Annotated in this window: 13 protein-coding genes and 1 pseudogene; 6 read left to right on the top strand and 8 right to left on the bottom strand. The window is 70.1% G+C overall.

Annotation, left to right across the window (positions count from 1 at the left end; genetic code table 11):
- Positions 1-105: 105 nt before the first annotated feature.
- A complete protein-coding gene (locus ACF08M_RS31445; protein WP_392188658.1) occupies positions 106-1,071 on the bottom strand; it encodes a DUF6801 domain-containing protein in 966 nt (321 codons plus the stop codon).
- Entirely contained in the window at positions 1,068-2,543 is a 1,476-nt protein-coding gene (locus ACF08M_RS31440; protein ID WP_392188657.1) for a hypothetical protein, read from the bottom strand. The genes ACF08M_RS31445 and ACF08M_RS31440 overlap by 4 nt, the downstream gene beginning before the upstream one ends.
- Positions 2,544-2,679: 136 nt before the next feature.
- On the opposite strand from ACF08M_RS31440, the pseudogene ACF08M_RS31435 reads away from it, so the two are divergent.
- Positions 2,680-3,534, top strand: a pseudogene (locus tag ACF08M_RS31435) (IS200/IS605 family accessory protein TnpB-related protein); the annotation flags it as partial.
- Here ACF08M_RS31435 and ACF08M_RS31430 read toward each other — a convergent pair.
- From ACF08M_RS31430 to ACF08M_RS31420, 3 genes are all read right to left on the bottom strand, one after another.
- Positions 3,531-4,004 (bottom strand): hypothetical protein, encoded by a 474-nt coding sequence (locus tag ACF08M_RS31430; RefSeq protein WP_392188656.1) that lies wholly within the window; start codon positions 4,002-4,004, stop codon positions 3,531-3,533. The pseudogene ACF08M_RS31435 and the gene ACF08M_RS31430 overlap by 4 nt on opposite strands.
- An 875-nt stretch (positions 4,005-4,879) precedes the next feature.
- Positions 4,880-5,500 (bottom strand): histidine phosphatase family protein, encoded by a 621-nt coding sequence (locus tag ACF08M_RS31425; RefSeq protein ID WP_392188655.1) that lies wholly within the window; start codon positions 5,498-5,500, stop codon positions 4,880-4,882.
- A gap of 541 nt (positions 5,501-6,041) precedes the next feature.
- Positions 6,042-7,121 carry a protein phosphatase 2C domain-containing protein gene (locus ACF08M_RS31420; protein WP_392188654.1) on the bottom strand — a complete coding sequence of 360 codons (1,080 nt, stop codon included), beginning with the start codon at positions 7,119-7,121 and terminating at the stop codon, positions 6,042-6,044.
- 424 nt (positions 7,122-7,545) lie between these two features.
- Here ACF08M_RS31420 and ACF08M_RS31415 point away from each other — a divergent pair, with 424 nt between their 5' ends.
- From ACF08M_RS31415 to ACF08M_RS31405, 3 genes are all read left to right on the top strand, one after another.
- Positions 7,546-8,031 (top strand): helix-turn-helix domain-containing protein, encoded by a 486-nt coding sequence (locus tag ACF08M_RS31415; RefSeq protein ID WP_392188653.1) that lies wholly within the window; start codon positions 7,546-7,548, stop codon positions 8,029-8,031.
- A gap of 27 nt (positions 8,032-8,058) precedes the next feature.
- Positions 8,059-8,745 (top strand): hypothetical protein, encoded by a 687-nt coding sequence (locus ACF08M_RS31410; protein ID WP_392188652.1) that lies wholly within the window; start codon positions 8,059-8,061, stop codon positions 8,743-8,745.
- A gap of 123 nt (positions 8,746-8,868) precedes the next feature.
- Positions 8,869-9,204, top strand: coding sequence for a DUF2516 family protein (locus tag ACF08M_RS31405; protein WP_392188651.1), 336 nt, complete (start codon positions 8,869-8,871; stop codon positions 9,202-9,204).
- Here the strand turns inward: ACF08M_RS31405 and ACF08M_RS31400 are convergent.
- The 3 genes from ACF08M_RS31400 to ACF08M_RS31390 all read right to left on the bottom strand — a co-directional run bounded on the left by ACF08M_RS31400 (position 9,186) and on the right by ACF08M_RS31390 (position 13,252).
- Positions 9,186-10,580, bottom strand: a complete 1,395-nt coding sequence (locus ACF08M_RS31400) for a PP2C family protein-serine/threonine phosphatase (protein WP_392188650.1) — start codon at positions 10,578-10,580, stop codon at positions 9,186-9,188. The two genes, ACF08M_RS31405 and ACF08M_RS31400, sit on opposite strands and share 19 nt — an antisense overlap.
- Positions 10,581-11,060: 480 nt before the next feature.
- Positions 11,061-12,143, bottom strand: coding sequence for an NlpC/P60 family protein (locus ACF08M_RS31395; protein WP_392188649.1), 1,083 nt, complete (start codon positions 12,141-12,143; stop codon positions 11,061-11,063).
- Between the two features lie 317 nt (positions 12,144-12,460).
- Positions 12,461-13,252: a class I SAM-dependent methyltransferase gene (locus tag ACF08M_RS31390; RefSeq protein WP_392188648.1), complete on the bottom strand. Its 792-nt coding sequence runs from the start codon at positions 13,250-13,252 to the stop codon at positions 12,461-12,463.
- 208 nt (positions 13,253-13,460) lie between these two features.
- Here ACF08M_RS31390 and mshA point away from each other — a divergent pair, with 208 nt between their 5' ends.
- Together mshA and ACF08M_RS31380 are read left to right on the top strand one after the other, a co-directional pair.
- Entirely contained in the window at positions 13,461-14,813 is a 1,353-nt protein-coding gene (gene mshA, locus ACF08M_RS31385) for a D-inositol-3-phosphate glycosyltransferase (RefSeq protein ID WP_392188647.1), read from the top strand.
- Positions 14,806-15,324 (top strand): YbjN domain-containing protein, encoded by a 519-nt coding sequence (locus ACF08M_RS31380; RefSeq protein WP_392188646.1) that lies wholly within the window; start codon positions 14,806-14,808, stop codon positions 15,322-15,324. The genes mshA and ACF08M_RS31380 overlap by 8 nt, the downstream gene beginning before the upstream one ends.
- Positions 15,325-15,720 lie beyond the last annotated feature (396 nt).

Here is a 15,720-nt window from a genome sequence, read left to right as displayed (position 1 = left end):
GACTCCTGGCCCGAAGCCCGTTCCGCGGCCCCGCTCCGTCTCAGTCGTCCGCTCGCCGTTTCCTCAGGCGTGCGCCGAGGCCGACCAGTGCTGCGGCGGTGCCTGTCACGAGGACGCCCAACACCAGTGCGACCGGGTGCTTGGGGTCCGGGGCGCCGTGTTTGTCGTCCGGCGTGCTCGTCGGGTCGTTCCGTGGTGTGTCGGCTGTCGGTGCTCCCGGCGAAGGGGAAGGGGAAGGGGAAGGGGAGGGGGCGGAACGGATCCGGTCGTGCTGGGTGACGGGCTCGGTGTGGTGGTCGTACGCGACGTCGAACGGGCGGTCCCCGCTCCCGGCCGCGTGCCCGTGGCCGACCCGCCGGAAGTTCCCGAACCGCTCCCGCCGGAGGCTCCGGAACCGTTCCCTCCGGCGCCCGGCCCCGTCGTCTTCACCGGCTCCGTGACGTCGAGCGACTGCAGGACCGTGTTCTGCCCGGGGTTCACCGTACAAGCCGCGTTCATCGTGCCCATCGGGGTCAGGTTGCCGTACGCGTCCCTCGGGGTGAGGTGCAGGCCGAGGTCGCCGACGGTGACCTGCGCGTTGCCCGGCGGGGTGAAGGTGACGGCAGGCGCGGTGCCCTTGGCCGACATGTCGAACGCGCCAAAGGCCGGGATGGGGGTCCGGGGGATCGTCATGGGCACGGACAGGCGGCTGTCGCCCTGAGGCGCGGACACGGTGGCGGCCGCGTCCACGGAGCCCTCCAGGGTCCTCGCGCCGACGAGCGGGGCCAGCCCGGTGAAGCTCGCGGCCACCGTCGCGACGCCGTTCACGGCGGCTCTCGGGCTGGAGTCGCCGGTTTCGAGCGAACTCGGGATGTCCGTGCTGATCCTCATCGTCACCGGCACGGTGCCGATCCCCGTGAACGCGCAGGTGTAGTTCAGCTCGATGGACACCGGCTGCGCGGAGGCGGGCGGGGTTCCCCACGTTGCCACGATGCCCAGCACGGCTGTCATTGCTCCGGTGGCTCCCAGGGCCACCGCTCCCGTGCCGTACGTTCCCGTGCCGCCGCGGGCCGTGCCGCGCCCGGCGCTCACCGGCTCCTGCCTTCGGTCGGCTGTTCGGGTTGCCGATGGGCCTCGGCGAGGTGGTCCCGCAGCCGGGCATGGCGGAACTGGTGGACCGCGCCGACCTGGCGCAGTACGCCTCGAGCGCGGGCGTCGTCCAGGAAGGCATTCACCCTCCAGGGGAGGCGTCTTGAAAGGGGCAGCCAGAGGCGGACCAGGACCACCCACCGGCCCCACGCGGTCAGCGTGCCGACCCCGACCGCGGCCGCGAGGCCGAAGGCGAAGCCGTTGAAATGCGTGACAGCGGTTCCGTATCCGAGCCCGAGGACCAGTCCCACCGCGGCCGCCTGGACGAGCACGATGGTGCGGTTCGTGCGCAACAGGTCCGTCGCGCTGGCTGATTCCTCCGGCTTGGCGTCCGTCTCGAGCCAGGCCGCCAGCGCGAGGACGATCCCGGTCCCCAGTCCGGTCAGGGACCCGACCGCGAGCCAGTTCCCGAAGAGCACGGCGACCAAGGGCCAGGGGCAGTACAGGAGCATCGCGTAGACCGCGACTCCGCCACCGAAGACGATCCCGAAGATCAGTCCGCCGGCCAGCCCGCCGCCGACTCTGGGGAGGAGGCTCTCCCGCACTCTCCTCGACCTCACCGCCCTCGACTCGCCGTGTACCCGGATCTGCATGCGGGACGGCTTGAACGTGCCGCCGGCCTCGATTTTCGACGCGAATCCGTGCATGAGCCCGAAGGCCAGCCCGATTCCCAGCACGTTCAGGAGCATGGACAGGAGCGCCAGCGGGGGAGCGTTGATGAGGGCATGGACGAGTGCGACCGCCGTCCCCGACACAAGCCCGCACAGGGCCCCGGAGACGACCATGCGCGTGGGCAGGCTCATGTTCGTGCCCAGTTGCCACCACTCGACGTCCTGTGGGCCGATGCCGTCTGCGTCGCGCTTCTGTGCGTCCGGCTCCTGTTTCTTCAGGTGCGTGGCGAGGTAGCCGAGCCAGTGGCCTGCGCGCTCGGCGCTCCAGCGTCGGCGTTTCGGGACGGACGGGTTGAGGATGGGGTCGTACGTCCTGGGGACGAAGGCGTCCAGGAGGCGCTTCTCCAGCGCGCCTTGGGAGCTGAACTCCGCTGGTTTCAGCAAACATTCAGGATCGCCGCCGGACGCATGGAAGGCCTCGGCCATGGTGAGCATCAGGGGAGTTCTCAGTACGTTGGCGAGCCGTTCGGCGGCTGGTTCGCCGGAGTGGCTGTTCAACCGGCCCAGGACGGACGCCCATCCGGCCGAGTCGCCGAGGCGTGTGGACCAGTCGTCGAAGGTGAGTTTCGTCAGTTCGATCCCTGGAAAGAGCCCTTCGCTCGGCTTGACGCCCTTGAGCGCTTCGGGGCGGCTCGTCAGCAGCAGCGGCAGATTGAAGGCCCTGAGGTGCCGCAGCGCGTCTCCGTAAAGGTCCTTCGCCATCTCGTCGAACCCGTCCAGGACCGCCAGCACGTGGCCCCCCACGATCAGTTCAGTGGCCCATGTCCTTTTGTCAGGGAGCCGCCTGGCCAGGAAGGGGTGATCCCGCTCCAGGCGCTCGATCAGCCAGTCCCGCAGGAACGTGGCCCTGGGGTGTGAGCTGCTGTTGGTTTGCTGCGTGGAGTGGGCCGACCGCGTCACCGCGAACCGGGCCGTCGCCTACCGCATCCACCTCGACACCGGCCGTGGCCGCTGGTACCTCACCGCGTCCTGGCAACGCCCCGTCGTCCGGACGATCCCGCTGGCCACTGCCCGAGCCCGGGGCATGGTCGGCGTCGACACCAACGCCGACCACTTCGCCGCCTACCACCTCGACCCACACGGCAACCCCACAGGCGAGCCCCGGCGCTTCTTCTACGACCTGTCCGGCACCGCTACTCACCGCGATGCCCAGATCCGCCACGCCCTGACCCAGCTCCTGCACTGGGCCAAGCAAACCGGTGCGGGTGCGATCGGCATCGAGGACCTCGACTTCACCGCCGAGAAGACCCGGGAGAAGCACGGCCGCAGGAAACGGTTCAGGCAGCTGATCTCCGGCATCCCGACCGGCAAGCTCAGGGCCCGGCTGGTCTCCATGGCCGCGGAGCAGGGCCTGAGCATTGTCGCGGTCGACCCCGCCTACACCAGCGTGTGGGGGGCCCAGCACTGGCAGAAACCACTGGCCACCCCCAAACGAAAGATGTCCCGTCATGATGCCGCCGGCATCGCGATCGGACGACGCGCCCTCGGACACCCGGTCCGGCGTCGGACGGCACCGCCCCCACACGACCGGAGAGATCGTGCGGGGCATCGGACCGCCCAGGCCGAACCAGGTACCCGGGGGCGTGAGGGAACCCGCCCACCCGCAACGGAACACGCCCCTGGAGGCGTGCTGCCGAACGGGACGAGAAAGCGGCAACCCAGCGCATCCAACACCGTTCGGGACGCGCCCAGCACACATGACTGGGTCCAGGACCCACTCATGCACACTGGCTAGGAACGGTTCCATGCTCCCAGACTGAAGATCACCGGAACTGGTCCCTTGCCGGTCCAGTCATCGTCCTCCAGCCGGGCCTGCGCGAAGCGCCGGATCAGGACGGTCTTCCCCGAACCGGCCTGGCCCAGCACCAGCAGTCGGCTGCGCCTTTCCTTCAGGTAGACATCCGCGATGTTCTTCAGCGGACCTGCCAGGTCCAGCGGGGAAGCGTTCGCCAGTGCCGCCGAGGTCTCCCGGGCACCGTTCCTCCGACCGGTCAGCTCCTCGGGTGCCGCTTGACAACGCACGGGCAACGGATGCCCGCTCCGCAATTGCTGTTGAACCTGGTCCCGCCCCAGGTCGTCGAGGACCCTTTGTGCGAGGACATGGAGGTTCTCGGCCAGCGTGACCGGGTGGCGGCTCGGCCTGGAGACGATCGTTACGTTGTCGCCGGTGAAAATGGGCGCGCGGTTGTCGCCTCCCACGGCCACGGAGCGCGTGCTGTCCGCTCGCGCACTGAACCGCCCTCTCACCGGCGGGGGCGCCGTCCGCGCCGTCGCCGGTGAAGGTCTTCCCGGAATTGTCCCTGCCCACGGCAACGGAGCGCTCGCCCTCGGCGTGGACGGCGGGGGGAGGCTCAGGCGCCGGGAGGAGGGCCGAGAGTTCCTCGGCGAGGCCCGGTGTGTCCGTAAGTGCCGTGCGCAGCGCGATCCTCAACTCTGCGCGACGCAGGGTGAGTAGGTCCGGGTCCGCGCCCGCCTCCGCGAGGCGTACGACGGCGGTGCGCACGGGGTCGGAGTCGGGGGCCGTGCCGGCGTCACGGTTCAGGAGCCTGCCGATGAGGCGTTGCCCCAGCCGTACGGTCGCATGGGCGGCCTCGTCCTGGGTTCTGGTCAGCACGCTCACACCGAAGGCGATGGCCGCGGCTTCTGAGGCCGGCACGATCTGGTCGAGCAGCGAAGTAGTGTCGAGCACGCGTAATCCCCCTGCCGCATAAGCGAGGTCGGGCCCCGATGCTAGCCATGCGGGCACTCGCGTGGACTGGTTCGGCCGCGTACGTCCAAAAACAAGTTCGACTTGATATCTTTTCAGGGCATCAGGCTCGAATTCACCCGCCGTGTGATCACTTTCGGAAGTCCGGTCGGCAGCGGTGCTGAGGTACTCCAGTTCGACGTCCTCCGCCGATGCCTCACGCACATCCATCCGGGCTTCCGGTACGGCCGCCGACCAGCGCTTCTACCGTAGAAGCGCTGTGACCGCCGTACCTGCACAAGACCGGAACTTCCCGGAACTTGCCGAACTTGCCTACGTGTGACCGGGATTCAGCTGTCCGGTCCCAGACAAGTCCGGGCGCTGGTCTTCTCAGTCAGATGTGGAATTCGGGCGGGAAGCCGGTCCAGCGCAGTTCTGTGGGCAGGTGCCGCATGTCGTTGTAGAAAAGCACGGAGGGCGGCTTGTCGGGTGCGTAGCGGATGACCGTCAGAGCCGCGTTGCTGTGGTTGAGGCCCATCCAGCGCCACTCGGGCGCGTCGAGGGCGGCCCGGATCAGCCAGCCGATGAGGAAGTTGTGCGTGACAACCAGTTCATGGCGGGGTCGATCTCCGTCGACCGGACCTGTGAATTCCGCAAGTGCTTTCCGCGCCAGCGGGCCACCGTTGCGCTCCTCTTCCGGAAACTGAGCGAGGAAGCTGAGCATGGCGTCGGCCGAATCCGGCGGCAGTTCCTCCTTCGTAGGCAGGTAGGGGATGTAGTCGCCGGCCAGTTCCGATTGGTGCACTGGGACGGCGTCAAGTTGTGCGCTGATCAGCTGGGCCGTCTGCTGCGCCCGGGGCAGTGGCCCGTGGTGGATCGCCGAAAGCGGGGTGTTCTGGAGCCGTTCACCGAGCAGAACGGCTTGGCGTCGGCCGCTTTCCGTGAGGGTTGTCTCGTCTGCCGAGGCTTCACCGTGCCGGGCGAGGTAGAGATATCGAGCGGCGGTTTCTGTCATGTCCCGGGCCTCCGTCGTCATCCGTGATCTTGTCTGTCAGGGACGGACGCCGAGCTCCTGGTGCATAGTTCCATCGCGGCAGTTTTGCCTTGGATCCGCCTTGGTGCTGGCCGATTGGCGGGCGACAGGGCTTCGATCCGTCTGGCCCGGCGAAGCGTGTGACCGGGGGCCGGGACGTGGGCTTGGGCCGGGACGTGGGCTTCCGTCGTGGGGGAGGCGTCGTCCGCACGTCCACCGCCAGGGCTGTGCCGTCGCTGCGGCGGACGAAGAAATCCGGCGTATGCCGCACCCGACTTGCGGGGCCTACGGTTGAGTGGGACAGGTCGGGGCGGTGGTGTCCCGCTCAACCGTAGGCACCGTGGTGTTCATCCGCGGAGCCAGGCCAGCAGACGCCGTGGAGCCGGTCGCGAAGTGTGGGTTGTCGTGGTTCCGGGAGTCGGCGTGGCTTTCCTGACTTGTTGGGAGAGCCGGTATTCGTCGGCTTCACGGATCAGTTCTTGAGAGCGGATCCGGTGCAACTCGAAGTGCATGCCGCTCGCTCCTACTGCTGGAGCTCCATGACGTCGGCGACCACGCAGCTGACGTTGTCGAGGCCGCCGGAGCCGTTGGCGAGGGTGATGAGTTCGCGGACAGCCTGCTCGGGCGTGCTGATCTCGGAGAGCACCCGGCGGATTTCTTCTCTCGGCACGACGGTCGACAGACCGTCGGAGCAGAGCAGATATCGATCCCCCCGCCGGGCGTCGTGGAGGCGCATGTCAGTGGTGGTATCGGCTCCATGGCCCAGGGCCCGGACCAACAACGACCGCTGGGGGTGGGAGGCAGCTTCTTCCAGGGTGAGCCGTCCTTCGTCGACCATCGACTGGACCACGGTGTGGTCGTGGGTGATCTGGCACAGGTCTCCGTCGCGCAGGAGGTAGACGCGGGAGTCGCCGATGTGGACGAGGCCCAGCTGCGATCCGGTCCAGAGCATCGCGGTGAGTGTCGTGCCGGTGTCTTCGGGCGAAGAGCCGCTCCCGGCGACGTCGTGCACGGCCTGTTTGGCCTGTTCGATGACGTCTTCGAGGACGTTGAGGAGGTTGCCGGCCGGGATGCTGTCGGTTTCGAGGCGCTTGAGCGCGTCGACAGCGGCTGCGCTGGCAGGGGCTCCTTGGCTGCCGCATCCGTCGGCGACGGCGAGCAGGCGGGGACCGGCGTAAGCGGTGTCCTGGTTGCTCTCGCGGATCAGGCCCGTGTCGGACAGAGCGGCATATCGGATTCCCAGGGGCTTGGCGGTAGGGGACATGGCAGGGTCCTTCCAGGACAGATGGCCGATGAGGAAGGTGGCCAGGTCCCGCCGTGCGGCGGTGTCGGCCTCGACCTGGACCCAGAACGCGCGGACCTCCTGGGCTGCCGCGGCTGCATCCAGCGTGCAGACGTGCTGAATGCGGGCCAGAGGCATTCCCAGGCGACGAAGCCAGGCGACCAGCCTGGCCTGCTCCAGTTGTTCCGGTGCGTAGAGGCGGTAGCCGGTCACCGGGTCGACACGAGCGGGGGTCAGCAGACCGAGTTCGTCGTAAAGACGCAGTGCCTTCGGCGACAGCCGGGACGCCTTCGCGAACGCCCCGATGGTCAGCAACCCCATGCTTGTTCCTCCTCATGCCGAGCACGTCGCCCGGCCCCACTGATGCTGTGGGCTCCCCCAAGGTGAAGGTCAACCAAGGGTCCTGCTCGGCGCCGTCCGCTGGTCTCCCACTCGGCCCGGGGCAGCGTGATCAGCCGAGGACGCTGGTCTGTCCTTGGGCTCACTGGGCGGGTTCAGGAAGGCTTCGAGATGTCTGGCCGTGGCCTCAAGGGTTGTGCTCAGCCAGGTGCGGCTGGTGCCTCGCAGGGGCGCCGGCATCGGGAAGCGGTGGTGGAATTCGGCGATGGCCTGTATGGCGACGAGGAGGTCGTCGCTGAGGATCGCCCGTCTCCCATGGCCTGATACAGGGGCCGCCCGAGTGGTGTGGCGCACTTTTGCAAGCGCCCGCTTGCAAAAGTTAGCAAGGGTGGCGCACCATCGGGGTATGGCATCACTCAACGTCGGCAATCTCGGTGAGTACCTGCGCGAGCAGCGGCGCAACGCGCAGCTGTCGCTGCGGCAGCTCGCCGATGCCGCCGGGGTGTCCAATCCCTACCTCAGCCAGATCGAGCGCGGGCTGCGCAAGCCGAGCGCCGAGGTGTTGCAGCAGGTGGCCAAGGCGCTGCGGATTTCCGCCGAGACCCTTTACGTGCGAGCCGGGATTCTGGATGAGCGGGAGCGGGAGGAGCTGGAGACGCGGGCGGTGATTCTGGCCGACCCGTCCATAAACGAGCGGCAGAAGAGTGTTCTGCTGCAGATCTACGACTCCTTCCGCAAGGAGAACGGGTTCGAGCCCGGACCGGAATCCGGCGGCGGAGCCGGATCGGAGACCGGCGGCGAGTCCGCATCGGGCGCCGGTGCCGACGGCCCCCACAAGGCCGGTGGCGGCGATGCCGACACGGCTTCAAAGCCTTCAAAACCCTCACACTGAGTCTGATGATCCGGGAGGACCACAGTCATGGCCATCACCGATGACCTGCGTAAGACCCTCACCGACCCGACCCCCCTCTACTTCGCCGCCGGTACGGCCGACATCGCCGTCGAGCAGGCGCGCAAGGTTCCGGCGCTGATCGAGCAGCTGCGGGCCGAGGCGCCGGAGCGTATCGAGGCGGTACGCAACACCGACCCCAAGGCCGTGCAGGAAAAGGTGGCCGCGCAGGCCAAGGAGGCGCAGGCCACCGTGCAGGCCAAGGTCACCGAGGTGATCGGGTCGTTCGACAGCGATCTGCGGAAGCTGGGCGAGAGCGCCCAGGACCTGGCGCTGCGGAGCCTGGGTGTGGCCGCGGAGTACGCGGTGCGTGCCCGGGAGACGTACGAGAAGGTCGCCGAGCGCGGCGAGCAGACCGTGAAGAACTGGCGTGGCGAGACGGCCGACGAGATCGTCGAGATCGCCGTCGTCGTCGAGCCGCGCAAGGAGTCCCGGCCGACGGGCACCGCGAGGCCGGCTCCGGCCGCCAAGCCCGGCCCGGCCGCCAAGCCCGGCCCGGCGGCCAGGCCCGGTCCGTCGGCCAAGTCCGGTCCGGCCAAGCCCGCGTCCGCCCCGAAGGCCGTCAAGCCGGAGAGCAAGGCCCCGGCCGCGCCCGCCAAGAAGGCACCCGCGCGCAAGCCCGCCGCGAAGAAGACCACTCCGCCGACCGCGAAGTAGGGTCTCGGCGCCCCGGCCGGCAGGTGTACCGGGGCGCGGGATGGGCACCTTTCGGGGTGCCCGGCTCGTTGTCCCGGTACCTTGGCCGCGAGGCGCTCATCCATTCATTAGGCGGTGCACACCATGTTGCTCACAGGATTCAGCACATTCGTCTGGCTGCTCTACATGGTCATGCTCGTCCTGGCCGTGGTCGCACTGATCATGGCCGCGACGGCCCGTGAGGACGCCTACCGGGCCGCGGACAAGCAGAAGAAGTCCTTCTGGCTGATCATCCTCGGTGTCACCGTCGCCGTGAATCTCTTCGTGCCGATGTTGTTCCTGCAGCTCGCCGGAGCCGTCGCGTCCATCGTCTTCCTGGTGGACGTACGGCCCGCGCTGCAGGCGGTCTCGGGCGGTCGCGGCCGGCGTGGTGGCTCCAGCAGCGACGGGCCGTACGGGCCCTACAACGGCGGGCGCTGAGCGCTCGCGGCGCTCGCGGAGGGCGCGGACGGTGTCGGTTCGGGGCGGGGGCGCGGGATGCTCCGGCCCCGTTCGCCGTTTGCGCCCCACCGGCGGCTGTGCTCCTCGTCGCGGTCGAGCAGCAGGACTGCGACGTCATCGGTCAGCTCGCCGCCGTTCAGCTCCCGTGCCTCGGTGACCGCCGCCTCCAGGAGGGAGTCGCCGGTGAGCCCCTCCGCCAGCCGGCGGTTGATCATCGCGACCATGCCGTCCTGGCCGAGCCGCTGCGTACTGTCGGGCCCGACGCGCCCCTCGATCAGCCCGTCCGTGTACATCATCAGGCTCCAGGAGCCGCCGAGATCCACCTGTCGGCGCGGCCAGCGTGCGCGCGGCAGCAGGCCGAGGGCCGGGCCGCCGTCTTCATGGGGGAGAAGGCGCGCGGCCCGTTCGCGCCGGGTGATCAGCGGGGCGGGATGGCCCGCCAGGCAGAGGCCGGCGCGTCGGCCGTCGGCCGCGATGTCGACGGTGCAGAGCGTCGCGAAGATCTCCTCGCTCTCCCGCTCGTGCTCCAGGACCTGCTGGAGCGTGGCGAGCAGTTCGTCCCCGCAGAGCCCGGCCAGGGTCAGTGCCCGCCACGCTATGCGCAGTTCCACCCCGAGCGCCGCCTCGTCCGGGCCGTGCCCGCAGACGTCGCCGATCATCGCGTGGACGGTGCCGTCGGGGGTGCGGACCGTGTCGTAGAAGTCCCCGCCGAGCAGTGCGCGGCTGCGGCCGGGGCGGTAGCGGGCCGCGAAGCGCAGATCGGAGCCGTCGAGCAACGGGGTGGGGAGGAGTCCGCGTTCGAGGCGGGCGTTCTCCTGGGCGCGCAGCCGGGACTCGGTGAGCTGGTGCTGGGCGATGTCGGCGCGCTTGCGTTCGACGGCGTACCGGATGGCGCGGCTGAGCAGCAGTCCGTCGAGTTCGCCGCGGGTGAGGTAGTCCTGGGCGCCGACCCGTACCGCCTCGGCGGCCAGCTCGGCGTCGTCCTCCGCGGTCAGGGCGAGGACGGCGTGGCGCGGGGCGATCCGCAGCACGTGTTCGAGGGTGGCGAGCCCGTTGTCGCGCTCTGCCCCTTCCGCCCCCTCGGGGCCGGTGGAGCGTGCCTCGCCGCCGGTGGGCAGGGCCAGGTCCAGCAGGATGCAGTCCACGTCGTCGGTGAGGAGCCGGCCCGCCTCGGTGAGATTGCGGGCGGTGCGGATGCGGACCCGGGTGCCGGCCGCTGCCGGGAGCTCGGGGACGGTGAACGTGCCCGCCGGGTCGTTCTCGATCACCAGGAGGGTGAGGTGGGTGCCGTGGGAGGTCTCCGCAGCGGGAACGGCGTGCTGCTGCGGTGCGGGTACGGGTGCGGGTACGGGCATCGGTTCGGGTTTCCTTCCCTCCCCCCGAGGGCACGGCGGAGCGACGATCCGCCAGACGGGGACGATAGCGGTCCTTGGCGGGGGAACGGAATGGCGTATCAAAACTTGCCACTGTCATATGCACCGGCATAAGCCGCGTCAGCTCACGGATCCGGCGAGATGTGCGGGGGTGGGGCGAATCTCCGGGCATGACAAAGGTCACGCGGGGCGGGAGGGGGCGGGTGGCGCGGGTCACTCCCGTGCGGGGTGCGGGGGCGTTCCCCGTGGCATCGGAGCGCCGGGGCGGCGCCTCGCCACCCGTGGGCGTCGGGGGCAGGAAGGGGGCGCCCCCTCTGTCCCCCTCCCCGCCGGTGCGGGGGCGCCCCTCTCTGTCCCCCCTCCCCGTCGGTGCGGGGCGTCCCCCGCCGACCCTTCGGCCTCGGTCGCCGGGCGGGCTCGGTCTGCCCCTCCGGGGCCGGTCCGCCCACCCGGAAGGCGCCCCTACTTGTCCGGGCGGACGACTCCGAGGATCTGCATCGAGCCCGCGCCCGCCAGGGTGACGTTGCGGCCGGGGCGGGGGGAGTGGACGATCGCGCCGTCGCCGATGTACATGCCCACGTGGCTGGCGTCGCCGTGGTAGATGATCAGGTCGCCGGGGCGCATGTCCTTGATGGCGATGTGCGGCAGCAGCCGCCACTGCTCCTGCGAAGTGCGCGGGATCGGCCGGCCCGCCGCCGCCCAGGCCTGTGACGTCAGCCCCGAGCAGTCGTACGAATCGGGACCCTCGGCCCCCCAGACGTAGGGCTTGCCGATCTGCGAGGTCGCGAAGGCGACCGCCCTCTTCCCGCTCGCGCTCGCCTCGCGGTTGATGTCCTTCAGGGCGCCGGAGCTCAGCCAGGCGGTCTGCTGTTTGTACTCGGCTTCCTGTTCCAGCTTGAGCAGGCGGGCCCGCTCCTCCTTCTTCAGCCGGGATTCCAGCTTCTTCGCCGCGGCGATCTGCGCGTTGATCTTCTTCTTGGCCTCGGCCTGTTTGAGACGGCCGGCTTCGAGCTTCTTCCAGTTGGTGCTCGCGTCCTGGGTGTACGTCTCCAAGTCCTGCTGGGTCCTGGTCAGTTCGCCGAGGACGCCCTGAGTGGCCTGCTGGCCCTCCCTGACCCGGTTCACCCCGTCCAGGAACAGCTGCGGGTCGTCGCTGAGCATCAGCTGGGTGCCGGGCGGCAGTCCGCCGCTGCGGTACTGCTCGCGGGCCTGGGCGCCCGCCTGGTTCTTGAGTTCGGCGAGCTTCGCCTGGCCCTCGACTATGGCCCGGGCGAGCCTGACGATCTCGCCGGACTGCTTCTTGGCCTTCTCCTCGGCGAGGTTGTACGCGTCGGTCGCCGCCCCTGCCTTGCGGTAGAGGGCGTCGATCTCCTTGCGCACCTCTTCGAGGGTCTTCTTCGGCTTCGCCGCCCCGGACCCGGAAGCGGGTTGCGACGCGGAGGGGGCCGGGGGTGCGGGCGCGGCGAAAGCCTGGACCGGCGCGGTGAGTACGGTCAGTGCGCAGGCCAGAGCGATCGCGGCTGCGGCACAGTGACGTCGGTTCACGAGATCCCCCTCCGGATGAATCCGATGAGTCCTATGGGTCCTATGAATTCAATGAATCTGATTTACCGTCAGTAACTTTTGCCGATGACGAGATCGTGCCATGCCGTACCGAAAAGCAACAGAGGCGCACCCCTGTTGTCCTGACGGTCACACGGGTCGGCCGACGCCCCGGGAATCGCTCCCCGCGCCCCCGGAAACGCCCCCGCGCCCCCCGGAAATGCTTTCCGCGCCCCGGGAATCGCTCCCCTTCGTCTGGACGAACGATGCGCCGTCCGCGTTCCCACCTGCCTCCCCGTACAGGTGTTCGCCGGTCCCGTTCAGCGCTTGTCGGCTTGTCGGACGGGCTGGAGGGCGGCCCATTTCACCGTGATTTCGCCCTGGCGCCACCGCCGTACCCCGTCCGCCAGCGGCCAGTCGGCCGACAACGACCGCACCGCGGTGATCCAGCGCTGCCGGGCTCCCAGTGAGGCGTACGGGGCGGCCGCGGCCCACGCCCGGTCGAAGTCGCGCAGGAAGGCGTGGACCGGTTCGCCCGGCACATTGCGGTGGATCAGTGCCTTGGGCAGGCGTTCCGCGAGGTCGGAGGGGCGTTCCAGGGAGCCGAGCCGGGTCGCGAACGTCACCGTGCGCGGGCCCTCCGGGCCGAGCGCCACCCATACGTGCCGGCGCCCGATCTCGTCGCACGTCCCCTCCACCAGGAGCCCGCCCGGCGCGAGGCGGCCGCACAGCCGCTGCCACACCGCGGCGACCTCGTCCTCGTCGTACTGACGCAGCACGTTCGCCGCCCTGATGAGGTCGGGGCGCACGGGGAGCGGGATCTCGAAGCCGCCGTGCAGGAAGGTGAGGCCCTCGCGTGCGTACGGTTTCGCCGCCGCGACCCGCTCCGGGTCGATCTCGATGCCCGCCACCGTCGTGCGCGGCTCGGCGGTGCGCAGGCGCTGGAGCAGCTCGACGGCGGTCCAGGGCGCGGCGCCGTACCCGAGGTCGACGGCGATGGGGGCGTCGGCGCGGCGCAGGGCCGGGCCGTGGGTGGCGGCGATCCAGCGGTCCATGCGGCGGAGCCGGTTCGGGTTGGTGGTCCCGCGGGTCGCGGTGCCGATGGGGCGCATGGCAGCGAGCGTAACGATGCCCCGGGGGTGGGGGGCGGCGCGGGGCCCGGCCCCGGATCCGGCCCTGCCTCCCGGCCCCGGCGTGCGGCTCCCGCACCGTAATGATTTGGTAAAGCGGAAATGAAAGGAGGTATCCCACTGTTGCAGCCCCTGGCGAGGGGCTCCAGTCCCTCCGCTGTCATGCCCTGTGTGAGGAGGACCGGACGACGTGAGTCAGTACGTCTCCCGGCTCGGCAGCAGCCGTGTCGCGCCGCGCCTCAGGTTCCCCGCCGCCTTCCCCGGCGGTCACCGCAAGCCCCGCCGCATCGCGATGCTCTCCGTGCACACCTCACCGCTGCACCAGCCCGGCACGGGTGACGCGGGCGGCATGAACGTCTACATCGTGGAGCTGGCCAGGCGCCTCGCCGCGATCAACATCGAGGTCGAGATCTTCACCCGGTCCACCACCGGCGGGCTGCCCCCGGCGGTCGAGCTGGCGCCCGGTGTCCTGGTCCGGCACGTCGACGCGGGACCGTACGAGGGTCTGGCCAAGGAGGAGCTGCCCGCCCAGCTCTGCGCCTTCACGCACGGCGTGATGCAGGCGTGGGCCGGCCAGCGCCCCGGCTACTACGACCTGGTCCACTCCCACTACTGGCTCTCCGGCCATGTCGGCTGGCTCGCCGCCGAGCGCTGGGGCGTTCCGCTCGTCCACGCCATGCACACCATGGCCAAGGTCAAGAACGCGTCGCTCGCACAGGGCGACACCCCCGAGCCCGCCGCCCGCGTCATCGGCGAGACGCAGATCGTCAGCGCGGCCGACCGGCTGATCGCCAACACCACCGAGGAGGTGGACGAGCTCGTCCGCTTCTACGAGGCGGATCCCGGCTCCGTCGCCGTCGTCCACCCCGGGGTCAACCTGGACCGCTTCCGCCCCGCCGACGGCCGGGCCGCGGCCCGGGCGCGGCTCGGGCTGCCGAAGGACGCCCTGATCCCGCTCTTCGCCGGCCGCATTCAGCCGCTGAAGGCCCCGGACGTGCTGCTGCGGGCCGTCGCCGCCCTGCTGGACCGCGATCCCTCGCTGCGCTCCCGGATGGTCGTACCGGTCGTCGGCGGCCCCAGCGGGAGCGGGCTCGCCAAGCCGGAGGGGCTCCAGAAGCTGGCGGCGCGGCTGGGCATCGCCGATGTCGTACGGTTCCACCCGCCGGTCGGGCAGGACCGGCTCGCCGACTGGTTCCGGGCCGCGTCCGTGCTGGTCATGCCCTCGCACAGCGAATCCTTCGGCCTGGTCGCCATCGAGGCCCAGGCGTCGGGCACCCCGGTCGTCGCGGCGGCCGTGGGCGGTCTCCCGGTGGCGGTGCGGGACGGGGTCAGCGGCTTCCTGATACCGGGGCACGACCCGCAGGCGTACGCACAGGCGCTGGCCCGGTTCGCCGACGCGCCGGAACTGGTCGCCCGGATGGGTGCCGCGGCCGCCGCGCACGCCCAGGGCTTCGGCTGGGACACCGCTGCGTCCGCGACCGCCGATGTGTACACGGCCGCGATGTACGAACACCGCCGTCGCGTACGCTCGCACCATGGCTGACGCACCGGGTACCGCGGCGACGACGCAGGTCGCGCAGGTCATCGAGGCGGCCCTGGCGGACGCCGGGCTCGAATGGGAGAGCCCCGAACCAGGTGACTACGTCGTCAAGCTGCCCGGCACGCGCAAGCTGTCCACCACCTGCTCGCTGCGGGTCGGCAGGCACTCGCTCTCCCTCAACGCCTTCGTCGTCCGGCACCCGGACGAGAACGACGCGGCGGTCCACCGCTGGCTGCTGGAGCGCAACCTCCGCCTCTTCGGGGTGAGTTACGCGATCGACCGGCTCGGCGATATCTACCTGGTCGGCAAGTTGCCGCTCTCCGTGGTCACCCCGCAGGAGCTGGACCGGCTGCTCGGCGCGGTTCTGGAAGCGGCCGACGACTCCTTCAACACCCTGCTGGAGCTGGGTTTCGCGAGCGCGATCCGCAAGGAGTACGCGTGGCGGGTATCGCGCGGTGAGTCCACCAGGAATCTGGACGCGTTCACCCACCTGACCCAGCGCCCGGCCAGCTGATCTCCGTGCACCGCTCGACCGGCCGGACCGGCCTGCCTTCCTGCTGATTCGCTTCGCCCCAACTCTCCGGACTCCCCCTGCTCGCGTTCTCACCGGTGCGCGACTCTTTCGCCGCGCCGGGGCGTCGTGGCATGCTCGCCGCCGACGCAGGTATGAACATCGTTCACATGTATGAAGGGTGCTCGGATCCATGGCGACCAGGGAAAACATGCGGAACGCGGGGGACATCAGCAGGCGCGGACTGCTCGGCAGCGCCGCGGCCGTCGTCGCGGCTCGGTCACCGGCCCGGCCGTCCGTCAGACCGGCGGAGCGGAGGACGGCCTGGGCTGTTCCATCAGCCCGCACGGGGGTGACCGCACCTCTGTGCTGGATTCCGGTTCCGGTGTGAACTCACGT

Source organism: Streptomyces sp. NPDC015032 (assembly GCF_043080425.1).
Taxonomy (GTDB): Bacteria; Actinomycetota; Actinomycetes; order Streptomycetales; family Streptomycetaceae; genus Streptomyces.
This window is presented reverse-complemented; position numbering and strand designations above follow the sequence as displayed.

Bases quoted from the DNA above. Each gene is read 5' to 3' on its own strand.
- ACF08M_RS31400 (WP_392188650.1), bottom strand. From the start codon at position 10,580: ATGCCCGTACCCGCACCCGTACCCGCACCGCAGCAGCACGCCGTTCCC.
- ACF08M_RS31415 (WP_392188653.1), top strand. From the start codon at position 7,546: ATGGCATCACTCAACGTCGGCAATCTCGGTGAGTACCTGCGCGAGCAG.
- ACF08M_RS31420 (WP_392188654.1), bottom strand. From the start codon at position 7,121: ATGGGGTTGCTGACCATCGGGGCGTTCGCGAAGGCGTCCCGGCTGTCG.
- ACF08M_RS31425 (WP_392188655.1), bottom strand. From the start codon at position 5,500: ATGACAGAAACCGCCGCTCGATATCTCTACCTCGCCCGGCACGGTGAA.
- ACF08M_RS31390 (WP_392188648.1), bottom strand. From the start codon at position 13,252: ATGCGCCCCATCGGCACCGCGACCCGCGGGACCACCAACCCGAACCGG.
- ACF08M_RS31410 (WP_392188652.1), top strand. From the start codon at position 8,059: ATGGCCATCACCGATGACCTGCGTAAGACCCTCACCGACCCGACCCCC.
- ACF08M_RS31405 (WP_392188651.1), top strand. From the start codon at position 8,869: ATGTTGCTCACAGGATTCAGCACATTCGTCTGGCTGCTCTACATGGTC.
- ACF08M_RS31380 (WP_392188646.1), top strand. From the start codon at position 14,806: ATGGCTGACGCACCGGGTACCGCGGCGACGACGCAGGTCGCGCAGGTC.